This window comes from Prosthecobacter sp. (genome assembly GCF_044227185.1).
Taxonomy (GTDB): Bacteria; Verrucomicrobiota; Verrucomicrobiia; order Verrucomicrobiales; family Verrucomicrobiaceae; genus Prosthecobacter.
The window spans coordinates 1-17646 of the sequence record NZ_JBGAFO010000001.1 but is presented as its reverse complement, the minus strand read 5'-3'; the positions used below and the strand labels follow the sequence as shown (position 1 = coordinate 17646).

At 63.1% G+C, this 17646-nt stretch carries 15 protein-coding genes; 10 read left to right on the top strand and 5 right to left on the bottom strand.

Features of this window, described 5'->3' with window-relative positions:
- The first annotated feature begins 41 nt into the window (after positions 1 to 41).
- Positions 42 to 914, top strand: a complete 873-nt coding sequence (locus tag ACILSQ_RS00075) for a helix-turn-helix domain-containing protein (protein ID WP_395741519.1) — start codon at positions 42 to 44, stop codon at positions 912 to 914.
- A 277-nt stretch (positions 915 to 1191) separates the two neighbouring features.
- Complete coding sequence (locus tag ACILSQ_RS00070) at positions 1192 to 2178, top strand: glycosyltransferase (protein WP_395741518.1); 987 nt, start codon at positions 1192 to 1194, stop codon at positions 2176 to 2178.
- A gap of 128 nt (positions 2179 to 2306) precedes the next feature.
- Here the strand turns inward: ACILSQ_RS00070 and ACILSQ_RS00065 are convergent, their stop codons facing one another.
- Together ACILSQ_RS00065 and ACILSQ_RS00060 are read right to left on the bottom strand one after the other, a co-directional pair.
- Complete coding sequence (locus ACILSQ_RS00065) at positions 2307 to 3974, bottom strand: sulfatase-like hydrolase/transferase (RefSeq protein WP_395741517.1); 1668 nt, start codon at positions 3972 to 3974, stop codon at positions 2307 to 2309.
- A 70-nt stretch (positions 3975 to 4044) separates the two neighbouring features.
- Positions 4045 to 4368 (bottom strand): ArsR/SmtB family transcription factor, encoded by a 324-nt coding sequence (locus tag ACILSQ_RS00060; protein WP_395741516.1) that lies wholly within the window; start codon positions 4366 to 4368, stop codon positions 4045 to 4047.
- A gap of 165 nt (positions 4369 to 4533) precedes the next feature.
- Between ACILSQ_RS00060 and ACILSQ_RS00055 the strand changes: the two genes are divergently transcribed.
- Positions 4534 to 5697 carry a GTP-binding protein gene (locus ACILSQ_RS00055; protein WP_395741515.1) on the top strand — a complete coding sequence of 388 codons (1164 nt, stop codon included), beginning with the start codon at positions 4534 to 4536 and terminating at the stop codon, positions 5695 to 5697.
- Between the two features lie 645 nt (positions 5698 to 6342).
- The gene (locus tag ACILSQ_RS00050; protein ID WP_395741514.1) at positions 6343 to 7749 is read left to right on the top strand and encodes a DUF1552 domain-containing protein; all 1407 of its coding nucleotides are present in this window, start codon (positions 6343 to 6345) and stop codon (positions 7747 to 7749) included.
- 295 nt (positions 7750 to 8044) lie between these two features.
- Here ACILSQ_RS00050 and ACILSQ_RS00045 read toward each other — a convergent pair whose 3' ends face one another.
- Positions 8045 to 8584 (bottom strand): hypothetical protein, encoded by a 540-nt coding sequence (locus ACILSQ_RS00045; RefSeq protein ID WP_395741513.1) that lies wholly within the window; start codon positions 8582 to 8584, stop codon positions 8045 to 8047.
- 208 nt (positions 8585 to 8792) lie between these two features.
- Positions 8793 to 10721: a DUF1592 domain-containing protein gene (locus ACILSQ_RS00040; RefSeq protein WP_395741512.1), complete on the bottom strand. Its 1929-nt coding sequence runs from the start codon at positions 10719 to 10721 to the stop codon at positions 8793 to 8795.
- 372 nt (positions 10722 to 11093) lie between these two features.
- On the opposite strand from ACILSQ_RS00040, the gene ACILSQ_RS00035 reads away from it, so the two are divergent.
- Complete coding sequence (locus ACILSQ_RS00035; RefSeq protein ID WP_395741511.1) at positions 11094 to 12446, top strand: PQQ-dependent sugar dehydrogenase; 1353 nt, start codon at positions 11094 to 11096, stop codon at positions 12444 to 12446.
- Positions 12447 to 12616: 170 nt separating this feature from the next.
- On the opposite strand, the gene ACILSQ_RS00030 is transcribed toward ACILSQ_RS00035, so the two are convergent.
- A complete protein-coding gene (locus tag ACILSQ_RS00030) occupies positions 12617 to 13159 on the bottom strand; it encodes a tetratricopeptide repeat protein (protein ID WP_395741510.1) in 543 nt (180 codons plus the stop codon).
- Between the two features lie 411 nt (positions 13160 to 13570).
- On the opposite strand from ACILSQ_RS00030, the gene ACILSQ_RS00025 reads away from it, so the two are divergent.
- The 5 genes from ACILSQ_RS00025 to ACILSQ_RS00005 all read left to right on the top strand — a co-directional run bounded on the left by ACILSQ_RS00025 (position 13571) and on the right by ACILSQ_RS00005 (position 17367).
- Positions 13571 to 14218 (top strand): hypothetical protein, encoded by a 648-nt coding sequence (locus ACILSQ_RS00025; protein WP_395741509.1) that lies wholly within the window; start codon positions 13571 to 13573, stop codon positions 14216 to 14218.
- A gap of 39 nt (positions 14219 to 14257) precedes the next feature.
- Positions 14258 to 14416: a hypothetical protein gene (locus tag ACILSQ_RS00020; protein WP_395741508.1), complete on the top strand. Its 159-nt coding sequence runs from the start codon at positions 14258 to 14260 to the stop codon at positions 14414 to 14416.
- Between the two features lie 114 nt (positions 14417 to 14530).
- The gene (locus ACILSQ_RS00015; RefSeq protein WP_395741507.1) at positions 14531 to 15481 is read left to right on the top strand and encodes an anion permease; all 951 of its coding nucleotides are present in this window, start codon (positions 14531 to 14533) and stop codon (positions 15479 to 15481) included.
- A 35-nt stretch (positions 15482 to 15516) separates the two neighbouring features.
- A complete protein-coding gene (locus tag ACILSQ_RS00010; protein WP_395741506.1) occupies positions 15517 to 16200 on the top strand; it encodes a hypothetical protein in 684 nt (227 codons plus the stop codon).
- 240 nt (positions 16201 to 16440) lie between these two features.
- Positions 16441 to 17367 (top strand): sulfurtransferase, encoded by a 927-nt coding sequence (locus ACILSQ_RS00005; protein WP_395741505.1) that lies wholly within the window; start codon positions 16441 to 16443, stop codon positions 17365 to 17367.
- Positions 17368 to 17646 lie beyond the last annotated feature (279 nt).

The following is a 17646-nucleotide window of genomic DNA, read 5'->3' as shown; positions in this document are numbered from 1 at the left end:
TGCCGCATTGAAATCCCTTACATCCCCCGCATAGCTCCCCCATGCCGAAGCCGCAGCCCCTCCAGCTCCCCGCCGATGTCTGGCGCAGCCTGCGTCACGAGTGGCTCTGGGTCTATCGCAGCCCCGTCCCACAGTGCGGCGTCTGGTCCGCAGAGATCCCCGTGCCCGCCGGCGTCTTCTTCGTCGAGCAGGGCGAAGGGCGCATTCAAGCCGATGGCACAGAAACCCTCGTCCCACGCGGTCACGCCTTCTTTTCCTCGCCACGCCTGCGCCGTCATTGGTTCGCCCCGGGCACCCGCCTCCTCTCCGTCGGCCTCCGCAGCCAGTGGCCCGATGGCACCTCCCTCTTCCGCGATGCCCTGAACTTCGCCGCTCCCGCCCCCGCTTTGCATAAAGCAACGCAACAGCTCTTCACCCACATCTACGGCACACGAAAAGCCGTCACCTACCGCCAGGCCATCGCGCCCTCCACACATTCCCCCGCCTCCTGGGCCACGCAGGAGGCGGCCTTCTCCGCCTGGTTCGCCGTGTGGATGCAAACCCTCCAGCAGCTCGGCGTGCAGCCCGCCACCCCGGCGCGTACCAGCCGCCGTCGCGTCGATCAGCTCATTGCATGGCTGCAGGCCTTGCCACCTTCTCAAACCTCCCCCGGCCTGCCTCCCGGTTTTCCCATCGGCCTCCGCCGTGCCGAGCAGCTCCTCCAGCACCACCTCGGCATTGGTCTCCGCACCTTTATGGAACGCCGCCGTCTCGATGTCGCCCGCGAGCACATCATTGCAGACCAAAGTTCCCTCAAAGAAATCGCCTTCACTCTCGGCTTCCGTCACGCCTCCCACTTCACCGCCTGGTTCCGCCGCCACACCGGCGTCTCCCCCTCCACCTATCGCACCACCGGCATCGAGCAGGCCGCATAAAGCTTGCTGCATTTTAACAACCTTGTGCCCGATAAATCCAGCGCAGCCAAAGCACTTCTCCCTCTCCTCGCCCCTGATACACGACGCAAAAAATATTTCTCTTCGGGGAGAGGGCCGGGGTGAGGGGTTTAGCTTTATCTCCGCGCGGTGTATGCGCCAGGTAAGCAATAAAAGAATTCCAAGCACTCTGGCAGAGTCCTGCCTCATGCAATGTTTCCCCAAAACTCAATTGCCCCGCGCGTCCCCATCGCCTCTGTAATCCCGCGCCCAACTTCGCATGCCACCCGACGTCTCCCTCATCATCCCCGTTTTCAACAACGAGGCGTTCCTGGATGAATCCCTCTCCTCCGCCCGCGCCCAGGAGGGCCCCTCCCTCGAAATCATCATCATCGACGACGGCTCCACCGACGCTTCCCTGGAAAAGATCAAAGCCCACGCAGCGCTCGACCCCCGCATCGTCGTCATCACCCAGGCCAATCAGGGCGTCTCCGCCGCTCGCAATGCCGGCCTCGACCGCGCCTCAGGCAAATGGCTCGCCTTTCTGGACGGCGATGACTGGCTCGCCCCCGGCTCCCTCGCCGCATGGCATCAGCAGGCCGAGCGCGATCATCTCGACTGCCTCATGTGCAACGGCTTCAGCTTCGAAAAGGATATCCAGACGCTCCTGGATGAGGCCATTCTCAGGAGGCAGCCCTGGGATTCCATCCTCACCGGCCCTGCCTGGATGATGCACGCGGTAAAAGTGAAGGAATGGCCTCACTATGTCTGGATGCAGTTCTGCCGGCGCAGTGTCATCGAAGAAGCAAACATCCGCTTCCGGCGCGACATGATTCATGAGGACGTTCCCTGGACGGTGCAGCTCGCCCTTGCCATCAAACGCATCGGCTTTTCCCAGCCCCCGCGCTACGGCTACCGGCGCAACCGCGCCTCGCTCACCCAGTCACGCGATCCTGACAAGGTGCGTCACCGCATCGCCAGTTATCTTAAAGTCGCGGCCTTGATGAAGGAGTTCGCCCATGGCCAGCCGCCTGCCGTACGCCGCCCCCTGCGAAAGCAGACCCTTCGTGAGATGGGCCACTTCCTCGGCCTCATGCGCAAAGGAAACGTCTCACCCGCGGACCGCAGCCAGTTTGCCGCCCAGTTTCTCGCCGCGCGCATCGCCGGCCAGATGCTCAAAGGCGCTTCCAACTACCGCGAGCTCGCCGCCACCTTCAAAGCCTGGTACCTCTGCCACATCTGGAAACGCCGGGGCGCGCAGCCCTGACCCCGTCGCATGGCTGTGGCCTCAGCCCGCCCGTCCGCCAGCGTGTGGCGTGCTCCATGGCGTACGACCGTCCTAGCAGTCGGGCGGTTTCTTCGAAGCGGCCGTGGGCATGACACGTCTCCACGGCCTCACTTCTTCCCACCCTTGATGAACTCCTCCCGGCTCAGAGCGCCGCTGCCATCCGTGTCAAATTTCGGAAAGCGTTTCGGCGCTTCGTCAGGGTCAGGCTGGTTCAGCAGAAACTCCTCCTTCGTGAGCTGCCCGTCCTTGTCCTTGTCGCGCTGGTCAAACATCCTGCCCCGGTCCTGCGCCGGCTTTTGCGGCGCGGCTGCTTTTCCCTCCGCCTTGCTGGAGGAGATCTGCGGCTTCGCCTCCGGGTGCTGGCTCAGAAACTGCCGCAGCACCTTCACCACCGCCGGCTGCTCCACCGCCAGGTTCTTCGTCTCGGCAGGGTCCGCCTCATAGTCGTACAATTCCAGCACCGCCGTCTCCGGCGCGGCTCCCGGCTTCTTCCACTCCACCAGCCGGTGCCGCTGCGTCCGGATCGCCCGCCCCATCAGGCCGCCCCCGCGCGGATAAACATGGATCGCATGGTCACGCACCGTCGCGGCGGGATTCAGCAGCACTTCGGTAAAGCTGCGCCCGTCCCCCTGCGGCGGCGCGGGGATCTGCGCCAGCTCCGCCAGCGTCGGGTAGATGTCGCACGACTCGATCAGCGCCTGCGTCACCCCCGGCTTGATGCCAGGCCCCGCCACGATCACCGGAATGCGCGCCGCCTGCTCATAGTTCGTGTGCTTGCACCACATCCCATGGTCTCCCAGGTGCCAGCCGTGGTCCCCCCAGAAGACAATGATCGTGCTCTCGGCCAGACCGTTCGCATCCAGTGCATCCAGCACCTTGCCCAGTTGCGCATCCATGTAGCTCGTCGCCGCATGGTAGCCGTGGATGAGATGCAGCGCCTGTCCCTCCGTCAGCGGCCCTGTTTCCGGAATGTCCATGTACTGCCGCAGTTCCCCCCAGGTCGTCGGTGCAAAGTCAGGCGCCCCTGCCGGAGGCGTTTGCAGCTTCGGCAGCGTGAAGACCGCCGGATCGTACAAGTCCCAGTACTTCTTCGGCGCCACAAACGGCAGGTGCGGTTTCAAAAAGCCCACCGCCAGAAAAAACGGCTCCTCTGGCTTCTGCTTCGCCGCCGCCAGCCGCTTCACCGCCTCATCGGCGATCATTCCGTCTCCATACACGTTGTCAGCCACATCCGCAGCCTCCGTCGCCGCTCCGCGCGGCAGCTTCCACGCCTCCTTCTTGTTTTCAAACAACGCCTGCTCCCGCGTGGACTGCGGCAGGTCGTTTTCCTTCAGCGCGTAGCTGATCGTCTTCGGCGTGAAATGCGGCACGCTCCACGAGGCCGCGTCATTCACGTTCCCATGCCCCACGTGGAAGATCTTTCCCAGCCCCTCCGCCCGGTAGCCGTTGTTCTTGAAATGCTGCGGCAGCGTCACCGCCTCCGGCGCTGCTTTGCGGAAGTTCGTGGCCAGGTCATAAATCCCCAGCGTCTGCGGCCTCAGCCCCGTCAGCAGCGCATTCCGCGAGGGCGCGCACACCGCCTGGTTGCAGTACGCCTTTTCAAACTGCACCCCCCTCGCCGCCAGCCGGTCAATGTTCGGCGACTTCACCACCGCATTCCCATAGCACCCCAGCAGCGGCTTCAGATCATCCACACAGATCATCAGCACATTGGGCTTGGCTGCCGCAAAAAGCGAAGAGCTGCAAAGAAACAAAAGGAAGAGAGAGCGAATCATGGAAAAAAGAACGCTCAAAGCCCCCCCTTCTTCCCCCATTCGTCATTCATCATTCTGGTTTCCTCATTCCTTACTCCGGCAGCTTGTCGAAATGAAACTGGCAGCACCCCAGGTCCAGCGTGTTCGCGTTCCGCGCCAGCTTCTCACTGAACGCCTCCGCCAGCGCATAGATCCTCTGCTGCCCCTGCTTCTCCACCTCCAGCAGCCCCGCCTCTTTCAGCACCCGCAGATGCTTGGACACGTTGTAGGGCGTCACATGCAGGGTCTCGCACAGTTCCGTCACCGGCTTCGGCCCGCCGATCAGCGCCCGCACCAGCCTCAGCCGCGTCGGCTCCCCCAGCGCGCGCATGGCGGTCAGGCAGTCGAACGGGCGTGTCACAGTGCGTGAGGGCATCCGCGGATCATTAGCAGATCACCACCCTGCCGCAAGACTCCCGCGCCTCCGCCATCACATAAAATAATAATTGCTGATCTGGGCAAATAAATCTGGCGTCGCGTCAGCGTTTGAGTAGGTCCAGCCCTCGCTGAAATCTTTCCTTCTTTGTCCCACACCCAGCCCATGCCCTCCAAAGCACGTTACATCATGATCGGCGGTTTCCTCGGCGCCGGAAAAACCACCACCGTCGGCCGTTTGGCAAAGCACCTCAGTGCCCAGGGCCTCAAAGTCGGCCTCATCACCAATGACCAGGCCGGCGGCCTCGTCGATACCAGGCTCCTCCGCGGCCAGGGCTACGCCACTGAAGAAATCGCCGGCGGCTGCTTCTGCTGCCGCTTCAACACCCTCGTCGATGCCGCCAGCAAGCTCGCCAACGAAGCCAAGCCCGACGTCTTCATCGCCGAGCCCGTCGGCAGTTGCACCGACCTCGTCGCCACCGTCACCTACCCCCTCCGCCGCATGTATGGGAACGACTTCACCGTCGCCCCCCTCAGCGTTCTCGTCGATCCCATCCGCGCCCGCCGCGTCTTCGGTCTCGATCACGGCGGCACCTTCTCCGCCAAGGTCGCCTACATCTTCAAAAAGCAGCTCGAAGAAGCCGACATCATCGTCATCAGCAAAAGCGATCTAATCGACGATGCCCAGCGCGAAGAACTCCGCACCACCCTGCAGACCGAGTTCCCCCTCGCCAAAATCATCACCGCCTCTCCCCGCCAGGAAACCGGCCTCGATGACCTCTTCGCCGGCCTCATGACCGAGGAACAGGCCCGCCGCAATCCCATGGCGGTGGACTACGAAGTCTATGCCGATGGCGAAGCCCTTCTCGGCTGGCTCAATGCCACCGTCACCCTGAAATCCGACGACGAATTCGACGCCAACACCTTCCTCAAGCAGCTCGCCTCCCTCGTCCAGTCCCGCCTCCAGCGCGACTCCGCCGAGATCGCCCATTTCAAAATGACCTTCAGCCCGGATGACGGCATCGCCGGCGAACTCGCCAGCATCAATCTCGTCCGCAGCGACTACATCCCCGAGCTCGGAATGGAACTCGACGAGCCCACCACCGGCGGCCAGCTCATCGTCAATCTCCGCGCCGAATCCGACCCCGCCGCCCTCATGACCGCCGTCAAAGACGGCCTCGCCGAAGCCTCCCTCAAATTCTTCGGCCTCACCGCCACCCTCGACCACGAAGAACACTTCCGCCCCGGCAAACCCACCCCCACCCACCGCGACGGCGAACTCGTCCTAGAAACCAAAGGCGGCTGCAAACCCGGCAGCGGCTGCTGCTAGCGGAGCGCGGGCCTCCGAGCCCGCAGCACCCCGCAACCACCCACCCCTCCGCACGACCAAGCCCCCCATTTGGAGTGCGGTCGCGCAGCGAAGAATGAGCGCAGCTACCGCTTTCCGCAGGCCCGCAAGACACTCGATCTTACCACAAGAAGCAGAGAGGCAGAGGCAGCAGAGAATGGATTTAATCTCTGCTCCCTCTGCCTCATTGCCCCTCTGCGGCAAACCGAATCTCCCCACGCTCTCCTGTAGGAAATGAGTTTTGTGTATCGCTACAACCCAGGCCATTCGCGTCCCAAAAAACCAAGCCCTCCACATTCACACCGCAAGAGTTAAGAAGACCGCAGAGACCAGATTCAAAAACCTCATCTCTGCGTTCTCCAAATCTTTGCGTTGCAAAACTCTGTTTCGCTCCACCCAGCGCACCCCAATAACCCCAGTCCATTAGAGTTCCATCACTGTCCGATTGGTGGTTAAAAAATCTCTGCGGCGTTCCAGCCTCTGCGGTGCAAATCAGTCTTCCCAAGTCCTTTCTGTCCTCCAAACGCCCCGACACCCCACCCCCAACAGAGAACAGAGAACCACTCCCCCCAAATCCCCGCAAGCAAATCCGCTGGCATGGCGTAGCCTCTGCTCCCAGCGTAAACCATGAGCCACATCACCATCCCCCGCGCCCCCATGTCCCGCCGTGCCGCCCTCCGCGGCCTCGGCGCCACCATCGCGCTGCCCTTCCTCGATGCCATGGCTCCCACCGCCCGCGCCGCGCAGGCAGGTGCCGCAGGAGGAAAAACCTTCCCCACCCGCATCGGCGTCCTCTTCATGCCCAATGGCGTCCGCCAGGACCGCTGGACCCCCGAAGGCGAAGGCACCGACTTCAAATTCTCCCCCATCCTCCAGCCCCTTGAGCGCCACCGCGCCGACATCAACATCCTCACCCAGCTCGGCCACGCCAACTGCCGTGGTGGAGACGGCCACTACGCCAAAACCGCCAACTGGCTCACCGGCACGGAAATCGAAAAAACCACCGGCAAAAATCTCCACTGCGGCGTCAGCATGGACCAGGTCTTCGCCCAGGACGTCGGCCGCCTCGCCCGCTTCCCCTCCCTTGAGCTCGGCACCGAGCCCGTCATGACAGGCGTCGATTTTAATGTGAACTACACCATGCTCTACGGCTCCCACGTGGCCTGGCGCACCCCCACCTCACCCCTTCCGCCGGAGATCAATCCTCGCTTCGTCTTCGACCGCCTCTTCCGCGACAACCCCGAACAGCGCAAAGCCTCCGCTCTCGAAAACAAAAGCGTTCTCGACCTCGTCCTTACCGACGCCAAAGCCCTCCGCGGCCGCGTCGGTGCCGATGACCAGCGCCGCCTCGACGAATACCTCGAAAGCATTCGCAGCGTCGAGCAGCGCATCGAGGCAGACATCGCCCGCGTCGCCAGCGGCGAAAACCTCGACCCCGCCGCCCGCGACGCCATCACCCAGCTCGACCAGCGCATCACCACCGCCATGGCCCAGCAGAAAGAACCCGGCAGCGCCCTCCGGCTCGATCACACCGAGCACTCCCGCCTCATGATGGAGCTCATGACCCTCGCCTTCTGGAACGACTCCACCCGCGTCAGCACCTTCATGTTCGGCTGGGCCGTCAGCGGCAAAAATTTCACCTTCCTCGACGGCGTCAAGCACGGCCACCACGAGTGCTCCCACCACGAAAACAAGCCCGAGAAGCTCGACCAGTATCAAAAAATCAACACCTGGCACATCGAGCAGTTCGCCCACCTCATCGACCGCATGAAATCCATCAAGGAAGGCGACGGCACCCTCCTCGATCACACCCTCCTCCTCTTCGGCTCCAGCATGCGCGACGGCAACGCCCACAGCCCCAAAAACCTCCCCCTAGTCCTCGCCGGCCACGGCGGCGGCCTGACCGGCGGCCGCCACCTCGTCAGCCCCACCGACACTCCCCTCTGCAACCTCTTCCTCACCATGCTCCAGCTCTCCGGCGCCAAAACCGACCGCTTCGGCGACAGCACTGGCATCCTCAAAGGCCTGGTATAACATGGTAACAATCATGGCAGGGTAGGGCGGCTGGTCCTCCAGCCGCCGCGAACGTCTCCTGACTTTCAAACACCTCCAAGTCCACCGCGTCAGTCCTCCCCAGCCCCAAAGGGGCGACATAACGTAGCCCAGGGCCAGCGAGCCTAAGCGAGCGCCGCCCTGGGTTAGTCACATTCCGACCGGGAAGCAAACCGAGCACTCCGCCACACCCATTACCCACCAGCAGCGTCTGCAAAAAGTTCCGCCGCATGCTGGCCCATCTGCTCACGCACATGCCCCCCTTCATCCTCTCCCACTAATCCGTCAGTTCCCCCCACTTGGGCATCCCCTCCATCTTTCCAGCCTTCTCTTCCAGCTTCACGCGTACGGTTCCGCGGTACCACTTCCATTTCGTCCCATCATCATCTTCTTTCGGCACCAGATTGCCGCTGAACTCCATCTCCAGATGATCCTCATCGATCCATCTCAGCAGCTTGTCATAGTAAAAGCGTCCGTGCCTAAACCCCTCGCCATAGTGCTCCATCGTCATCCCTTGCAGCTCGTTCAAATCCAGATCCACCTCCGCCGCCGGCTGTGAGGCCAGTGAAAACACCGCCACACCGCTGCCGCGTTTGTACAGCCGAAGCAAGCACACCCGCGTCCCGCCTGGCGACCACCGCACGCCCTCTGTCAGCTCCTTCAGCTTGTCCTCCTGTTGCGGAGCATTGGCGTCCATCGGCTCATTCAGCATCTCCAGCGGCCCACCCGGCGGTTGCCGCTGCAGCGAGATCGCCTCTTGCGTCACCAGCACCTGTGCCCTGCCATCTGGCCCCCGAACCAATAGGGGCGAAGTCATAGTCAGTGTCCCCGGATCCTCGCTTCGCCTTTCCTCCGCGTGCGCCACCACCTTCGTCGCACAGCCCGTCAGTACACAGCTGGAAATCGTCATCACAATCAACAAGATCAACTGCGGCAGCCCAGGCATCATCCATCTAGCAGGTATTTTCATTGCTCCGACTGTGCACATGCACGCCGCATGGAATCAACCTCTTTTCCGCCCCCAATCACCACCTCCCCCGAAACGCCCCGCATCTCACCACCGCCACCATCAGCGCCTCGCTCCGATAATCCCCATCCCTCAGCACCTTCTCCAGCTTCAACAACGTCGGCTGATCCTGCAGCTCCACCGTCCGCCCCGTCGCATACCCCAGCAGCCGCGTGCACAGGCAGCGGATAAACAGCGCCTTCTCCTCCATCAGCAGCTTCCGAAAATCCTGCGGCGTACCAAACGCTTTCCCACCCGGCATCACCCCCGTAGCATCCAGCGGCTTGCCATTCTCGGTGTCGCGCCATTTGCCGATCGGATCAAAATTCTCCAGCGCAAACCCCGGCGGATCCAGCCGTGTGTGACACCCCGCGCACGCCGGCTTGTTCCGGTGCGCCTCCAGCCGCTTGCGCAGCGTCGTTACCTTCAGCGCCCGATCATCCTCCGGTAGTTGCCCCACATTCGCCGGCGGCGGCGGTGGCGGCGTGCCCAGCAGTTGCTCCAGCACCCACTTGCCGCGCAGCACCGGACTCGTCCGCTGCGGATACGCCGTGCTCGCCAGAATCGCCGCCATGCCCGTCAGCCCGCCGCGCCGTGCATTGTTAAACTTCACCTGCCGCATCTCCTTGCCCTGCACCCCCGGCACCTCATACACCTTCGCCAGCGCCTCGTTGAGAAAACTGTAATCGCTGTCCAGGAAATCCAGCACCCGCCCATTACGCCTGAGCAGGTGATCGCAGAACCCAAAGATCTCATCATACATCGCCTGCCGCAGATCCCCGTTGAAGTCAGGGAACTTCCGCCGGTCCGGATCCACGGTGTTAAACACCTGGTCAAACCGCAGCCACTGCCCCGCAAAATTCTTCGTGAAGGCCAGCCCCTTTTCATGCGCCAGCATCCGCCGCACCTGCGTCTCCAGCACCGCGTCATCCTGCAGCTTGTTCTCCGCCGCCAGCTTCATCAGCTCATCATCCGGCATCGACGACCACAAAAAATACGACAAATGGGCAGCCATCTCATACTGCCCCAGCCGCCGCGCCTCCTTCGCCTCCGCTGGCCTCGCCGTCTCCTCGATAAACAAAAACCCCGGCGACACCAGCACGCCCTTGAACATCACCTTCATCGCCTCATCCCAGTTCGGCTTCCGCCCCCACGCCTGTCGAAACACGTTGAGAAAGCCCTGCACCTCCCCCTCCGTCGGCGGTCGGCGAAACGCCCGCAGCAAAAACGGCCGCAGCGCCATCTCCGCCCCCGCATCTGGCGCCAGCTTGTCACTCGTCACCGGCGCATACAGCCGCTGCCTCAGCTCCCCGCGCTGCCACACTTCTCCCATCGCCTCATCCGCCGCACCCAGATACTTCTCCACCAGCAGCGGCGAAAGACTCAGCGTGTCCGCACTGTTCGCAAAACCCTCCCCGCCCGCGCCATCCGCCGGAAACTTGTCCCCCGGCCGCTTCGCGATCCCCAGCAGATCCCGCAGCGTGTTGCTGTACTCCTCCCGGTTCATCCTCCGCGATCTCGCCACGCCCGGCCGTCCCTCCGGCATCTCCAGCACTGCGTCCTCATTGCTCTGAATCCATTTCAGAAACACCTCACGCTCCCCCGCCTCCAGCGTCGGCTTCTCTTCCGCCGCCACCGGCTTCCCATCCGGCCCCGGTTTGGTCTTTCCCTTCGGCGGCATCGTCCCCGCGCGGATCTGCTCCCGCACCTTCCCCCACAGCCGGATGTCATGCCGCATCTCCCCTGGCTTCCGCAAAAACTCAAAGCTGATGTCCCCTTTCTTCGAGTCCTCATCATGGCACTCCATGCACCGCTGCTCCATCAGCGGCAGCAGCACCCCGTCCATCTCCTTGTCCACAGCCTCCACCGCCGCACCGCGGGCAAACGGCGCAGCAACAACAATCCAAAACAGAGCAAAAACAAAACGAGGCAAATCAGACAGCAGCATGAGGGGAAGGGGGCCACACTCATACGCGAAATGCAGCCCATGTCTCGGAGGATGATCACAACCCAGGACGAAATGCCGTCACTCAACGCGTTCTAAAAGCAGCGCATCCACCCTGCGCCCCGCATGGCCGCTGCACTCCGCACCAGCACCCGTGAACTGGTCCGCACACTCCGTGTGCGGCACCTGGGCCGTCGCCCACGCTCCAAACCCCGCAAAGAACCCACCAGTCACTGCCCGCGCCAGCTTAGGCTTCACCATCTCCGCCATGTCACCCTCTCGGCACTTGGCGCATCCAGTAGGAGCCACCACACACGTTGTACCATCAGCCCTCCGCTCCCCCCCGCACCGCTCTTCTCCCACTCCATCGCTCCAATGCTCCAGCCCTCCATCCTTCCCTCTCTCGGCCTCACCCTCCTGGCCCTCTGCGCTCTCGCCACCTCGCTGCCCGCGCAAACACCCGCCACACCCAAGCCCAAAAAGAAGGAAAAGCCCCCGATCATTTTCGTGCTCACCGACTATGAACTCGTGGATGCCTTCCCCGGCCTCAAATTCGACCAGCCCCTCGCCATTGTCAGCGCCCCCGGCGACAAAACGCGCCTCTTCATCGTCGAAAAAACCGGCCGCATCCAGGTCATCACCGCCCTCGATACCGACCACCCGCAGAAGCAGCTCTTCCTCGATCTCACCCACCCCTCCGGCGGCGCCACCCTCGTCACCGAAGGCGAGTGCGGCGTCCTCGGCCTCGCCTTCCCGCCCGACCACGCCACAAGCCACCGCTGCTTCGTCTATTACAGCCTCAGGCTCGGCGGCGTCCTCCACCAGCGCCTCTCCCGCTTCACCCTCTCCGCAAACGACCCCAGCAGCGCCGACCCCGCCACCGAGCAGCCTCTCTTCACTCAGCAAGATCCTGCCTCCAATCACAACGGCGGCGATCTCCACTTCGGCCCCGACGGCTTCCTCTACATCACCGTCGGCGATGGCGGCGCTGCCGATGACAAATTCGACAACGCCCGCTACATCAACAAAGGCTTCCACGCCGCCATCCTCCGCATCGATGTAAACAAAACACCCGGCAGCCTCCCGCCCAATCCCCACCCCGCCATCGCGCTCGATGCCCGCGGCTCCGCCTTCTACGCCGTCCCCTCAGACAATCCCTTCATCGGCGCCACCACCCACCACGGCGAAACCCTCGACCCCAAAACCATCCGCACCGAAATCTGGGCCACCGGCCTGCGCAATCCCTGGCGCATCTCCTTCGATCTCCCCACCGGCCGCCTCTTCTGCGGCGATGTCGGCCAGAACCTCTACGAAGAGATCGACATCATCACCCCCGGCGGCGACTACGGCTGGAGCTATCGCGAGGCTCTCCATCCCTTCATCACCGGCCCTGGCAAGGACAAAGAGCCCGCCGGCTTCCACCCCACCGACCCCATCTTCGAGTACCTCCACACCATCGGCCTCTCCGTCACCGGCGGCGTGGTATATCATGGTAGCAAGTTCCCGCAGCACCAAAATAAATACATCTTCGCCGACTACGTCACCGGCCGCGTCATCGCCCTCAAAGACGAAGGCCAGCCCACGTGGTCTGAGGAAACCCTCGCCCAGGACCCCGCCATCGCCGGCATCGGCCTCGACCCCCGCAACGGCGAACTCCTCTTCGCCAATCTCGCCACCGGCCAGCTCAAACGCCTCCAGCTCAAGTCCGCTCCAGCCCCCTCAAACTAGCGCCTCCACCCGTAGGTTGGGTGTGTTTGGCCAGCGCATCCACGACACCATCGCGCCCACCGCTCCCTCCCACGCGCCAGCGTCCCCGGACTGCGGCGCTTCAACGCCGCTCTCGAACCACCCCAGTCCCCCCCGCACCACCCCTCGCCCTCTTCCCACCACCACCCGCCTCAAAGCGGCTTCCAAGCCTTGCTCCACAGCACATACACCTCATGCACCGCCCGCTGCTCCAGCGGCGTCCATTCCAGCGTCCGTTCCATCAGCGTCTTGTAGCTGCCAAAGCGCGGATCCTTCTCCACCGCCAGCGCATAGTTCTCCAGCGCCTTCTGCATGTCCCCCGTGCCCCAGTAGCCCAGCACCAGCGAGTAGTAGTCATAGTGCGCCTGGTGGTCGCTCATCTTCGCCGCCAGTTCACACTCCCGCACGCAGTCCGCATAGTCCCCCATGTTAAAATACGCCCACCCCGCGCGGTTGTGCATGTTCGGCTTGTCGCTCAAAGACAGCGCCTTTTTCAGATCCGCCCGCGCCTCCTCCTTCCGCCCCAGCAGCGCCAGCACATACCCGCGATTCCCATAAGCCTGCGCGTTCTCCCCATTCTCCGCGATCTGCTTGTTCAGCACCTCCAGCTTCGGCGTCGTCTTCACCGGTACCGGCTCCGCAGCAGCAGTCATGACCAAAACAAAACAAACACAGGCAAAACGGGAGTAAATCATGGCGGCAGAAAGGGAGGGGAGTGAAGGGTTGAACTCAAACAACGCCCCAAGACACCACACTTCATCCACAATCCGCCACAAAACATCTCCGCCCTCACCCCGCCACACCTCCCTTTCCAGAGCATCTCAAACCATTTCGTGTCCGAGAAATGCAACGTGCTCATGGCGGTTCCCCCTCTCCCCGTCACCGGAAAACGATAAACCACAGATTTTTTCTTCGGGGAGAGGGAAGGGGTGAGGGGCCGCCCTCCCATGACCGCCCGCCCAGGTCGCCGCCCTTGCACAAAAATGTTTGCCGCTGCTCCAAAAGCTCCAGCCCTCCCGCTCCCCGCCGCGTTCTCATTGCGTCCCACTCCCGCCCCGCCACACTCCACCCCATCTCCCATCTCCTCTCTTCCCTCTCCGCATCCCATGGCCTGGTTCCAGCTCGACCCCCAAAGCATCGCCACCCGCGCCCGCGCCGCCGGTTCTCCCGTCCCCACCCTCGGCGCTTCTCTCACCCGCGGCATCGTCGGCTTCACCCTCGTCAGCATCGCTGCGTTCATCCCATGGGCGGTCTTCGGCAGATGGTTTCACCTGCACCTGGGAAAATCCGGAGAGGTGGCCATGTACACCGCCTGCGCCGTCGTCTTCCTCGCCCTCACCTCACCGCTGCTCCACCGCCTCATCATCGGCCCCGGCTCCGTTTCACGTTTTTATAAGGTCTTCGGCATCACCTTCACCGCCTACTCCATCGCCTGGATCTTCGGCTGGATGTCTCTGCGCGGCCACCCCGGCAGCCTCGCCGGCCTGTTTCTCGGCACCGCCGTCATGGCCTGCCTCCTCGTCGCCGCGTTTGATGCCCTCCGCTCCATCGTGAAGGTCTTCCTCTCCCTCTTCATCCTTAACACCGCCGGCTACTTCCTCGGCGGCGTTTCAGAGCACTACCTCATGTCCGTGCATAAAGTCTCCGCCATGCTCAGCTGGGGCCTCTTCTACGGCATCGGCCTCGGTGCCGGCCTCGGCCTCGCCTTCCACATCTGCCAGCAGCGCGCCCGCACTCTGCTCGCTGGCGGTTGATCCCGGCCGCGCACGATAGAGACCTGCGAAATATCTGCCTTGAAGGCCAACGGCCTTCCGTCTTACAGCGAAGGGTTGCCGAGCTTTGGCGAGGCTACCCTGGAGGGCTTCTTCTACGGCCTCGGTCTCGGCGCCGGCCTCGGCCTCGCCTTCCACTTCTGCCAGGCCCGCGCGCGCAGTCTGCTCGCCGCACGCTGACCTCTCTCCTCGCCAGGAATCGGCCACTCCTGAAAAATTTCATGAGAGAGCCCGTGTTTTATTTGCTTATTTGCCAAAACGAGCAAATAAAACGCGCCCGCTCTCCTCCCCCGCATGCTCCTCCTCATCACTCTCGCCGTCATCGTTGTGGCTTATGCCAATGGGGCAAACGCCAACTTCAAAGGCGTCGCCTCGCTCTTCGGCAGCGGCACCACCAGTTATCGCACCGCCGTAAACTGGGCCGCGGTCACCACCTTCGCCGGCTGCGTGGCGGCCATGTTCATGGCCGTGGGCCTTTTAAAAACCTTCACGGGCAAAGGCCTCGTGCCAGAGGCCCTTATCGCCCGGCCGTTGTTCATCTTTTCCGTGGCCGCGGGCGCGGGCCTGTCGGGATTTCTCGCCACGTGGCTCGGCTTTCCCGTCTCCACCACCCACATGCTCACCGGCGCTTTGCTCGGCGTCGGCTACATCGCGGGCGACGTGAATGTGGCAAAGCTCTGGGAGAGCTTTCTGCAGCCGCTGCTGGTCAGCCCCCTTCTCGCCCTCGCCGCAGGCATGCTCCTGTATGCCGTTTTGAAATCCCTGCGCCTTGCGCCGGACCATCGCACCCGTACGCTCGATGCCCTGCACTTCCTCAGCGCAGGTGCGGTCAGCTTTGCGCGGGGGCTCAATGACACCCCCAAGATGGCTGCGCTGCTCCTCGGCGTCGGCTGGTTTCATGGCAGCACCGGCATGATCCTGGTCGCGGTGGCCATGGCCGCGGGCGGCCTGATCAGCACCGCCCGCGTCGCGGAGACACTCTCCCACAAAATCACCGGCATGAATCCCGGCCAGGGGTTCGCGGCCAATCTCGCCACCGCCATCCTCGTCACCACCGCCAGCGTCACCAGCCTGCCCGTTTCCACCACGCACGTCTCCGTCGGCGCGCTGCTTGGCATCGGCATCATCACCCGGCAGGCGAAATGGCGCACCGTCATCCCCGTGCTCGCCGCCTGGGTTGTCACCCTGCCATGCGCCGCTTTGCTCGCCGCCCTCGTCTTCGAGCTGGGCCGCCGCTTTGCCTGATTCCCCTCTCAGCAAACACCTCGCTCTCGCAAACAATGACAAACCAAACGCGCCTTCTCACCCTGGCCGTCCTGGCGGCGGCCACCTCCGCCCTGGGCACCCCCACCGGTCTCAACAACATCCCCACCGCCGAAACCATCGACCACCGCACCGTCGCCGCCCAGTTCTTCACCAGCTTCGGCGGGTCCAATCAGTTCGCCACCAGCGGCCCTGGCAAAACCTCCCAGTGGGCCGGCTTCAAGACCGGCTGGGACTTCAAGCCCCTCCACCTCGAATGGGGCCTCGACAGCCCCCTCGGCACCGGCTGTTCCGGCCCGCTCCTCTTCCAGACCAAGGCCCGCATCCAGCCCTGGGAAGACGGCATGTTCGCCCTCGGCATCGCCGGCGTCGCCCTCACCGACACCCGCCGTGCTGGCGATCCCTTCACCTACGCCATGCTCTACCACGACTTCCACGTCGTCCGCCTCCACGCCGGCTACGGCCTTCAGACCCATGGCAACAGCTACCTCCTCGGCATCGACCGCACCTGGAAGCTCTTTGATCGCAATCTCAATCTCAACGCCGACCTCGTTCAGTCGCGCAATCAGCACGGCCACATCGCCGCCCTCGGCGCCAAGTACTTCCTCAGCAAGCACATCGTCCTCGAGTCCTGGATGAACTTCCCCGACCGCGACCGCACCAGTTGGATCGCCAAGATCAACTACGTCTTCACCTTTTAAAGCACCTCAAAAACCCATGCGATGACCCGCGCAGCTCACCATGGCTTCGCATTGTCCAAAACCGATTGCCTGAGCTCTGGCTCCCTTCATCAGCGTCTCATAAGCGTCCTGTCAGCGGTAAAAAATCTGAGTTGGGTCATCAGCACCATTCAATCTCTGCCTCCTCTGCCTCTTTGCCCCTCTGCGGCAAATCGAACGTCCCTCCACCCTTCCGCAACCTCCTCCCACCCAACCACCCTCATGAAAGCCATCCTCTCCCTCCTCACACTCGCCCTGCTGGCCTCCGCCGCCCACGCAGACATCGGCCTCATCACCTGCGCCGAGGCCAAAGCCCTCATCGAAAACCCGGACGCCTCCCAGCGCCCCATCGTCCTCGACACCCGCGGCGGCTACAAAGACTACTTCCGCGGCCACCTCCCCACCGCCCACCACATCAATTTCGACACCCTCCGCGGCACCGACAAAGCCGTCCCCGTCCAGTACCTCCCCGACGATCTCACCCAGGCCCTCCTCATCCGCGCCGGCGTCGATAAGGACCGCCTCCACCTCATCTACGCCACTGGCGACGTCCTCCCCAATGACGAAATCCTCAGCACCAGCATGGTCGTGTACGTCCTCGAAAAATTCGGCGTGCAAAACATCAAAGTCGTCGATGGCGGCCTCGCCGAATGGAAAAAGCAGGGCCTCGCCCCCACCCAGGACTACTTCGGCAATCCCCCGGGCCACCTCCCCGAAAAAGGCATCACCACCATCACCGCAAACATCAGCGACGTGCAGGCCCACGTCGGCAAGCCCGGCAACCTCCTCATCGACGCCCGCCCCATCAATGAGTTCCGCGGCGAAGACGAAGTCTGGCTGCGCAAAGGCCACATCCCCGGAGCCATCAGCTTCCACTGGGCCCGCCTCATGGAGAAGGACAACACCCACAAGTTCAAACCGTTCGCCGAAGTAAAAGCCGAACTGGAAAAGGCAGGCATCACCCCCGACAAAAACATCATCGCCTACTGCGGCACCTCCCGCGAAGGCAGCCTCCTCCAGTTCTACCTCAAGCACGTCGCCGGCTGCCCCAACGTCCGCCTCTACGAAGGCGCCTGGAAAGAATACGTCTGGCTCCAAAACAAATCCCTCCCCGCCGAAACCGGCGGCGACCCCGCCGGCACCAAGTAATCCGCAAAGGGAAGGAGCGCGGAATTTATTCCGTCCTGGGCTTCGAAGCCTTGGCGAAGAAGGCAGCACTCCGCAATCTGCCGAGCCCCGCGCTCCAATAAAAACAGCGCCGTCACCCCCAGGTGGCGGCGCTGTTTGCTTTGGTGCGCCCGGCAGGGCGCACTCACTTGGCGGTTCAAGTCCGCCGCACACCCGGCAAGGGGAAGTGCTAGCCGAAAGACAAGGGCGTCAGCCGCGAGGCTGGGTCCGAAGGAAGTCAGAAGCAAAACGCTACACCGA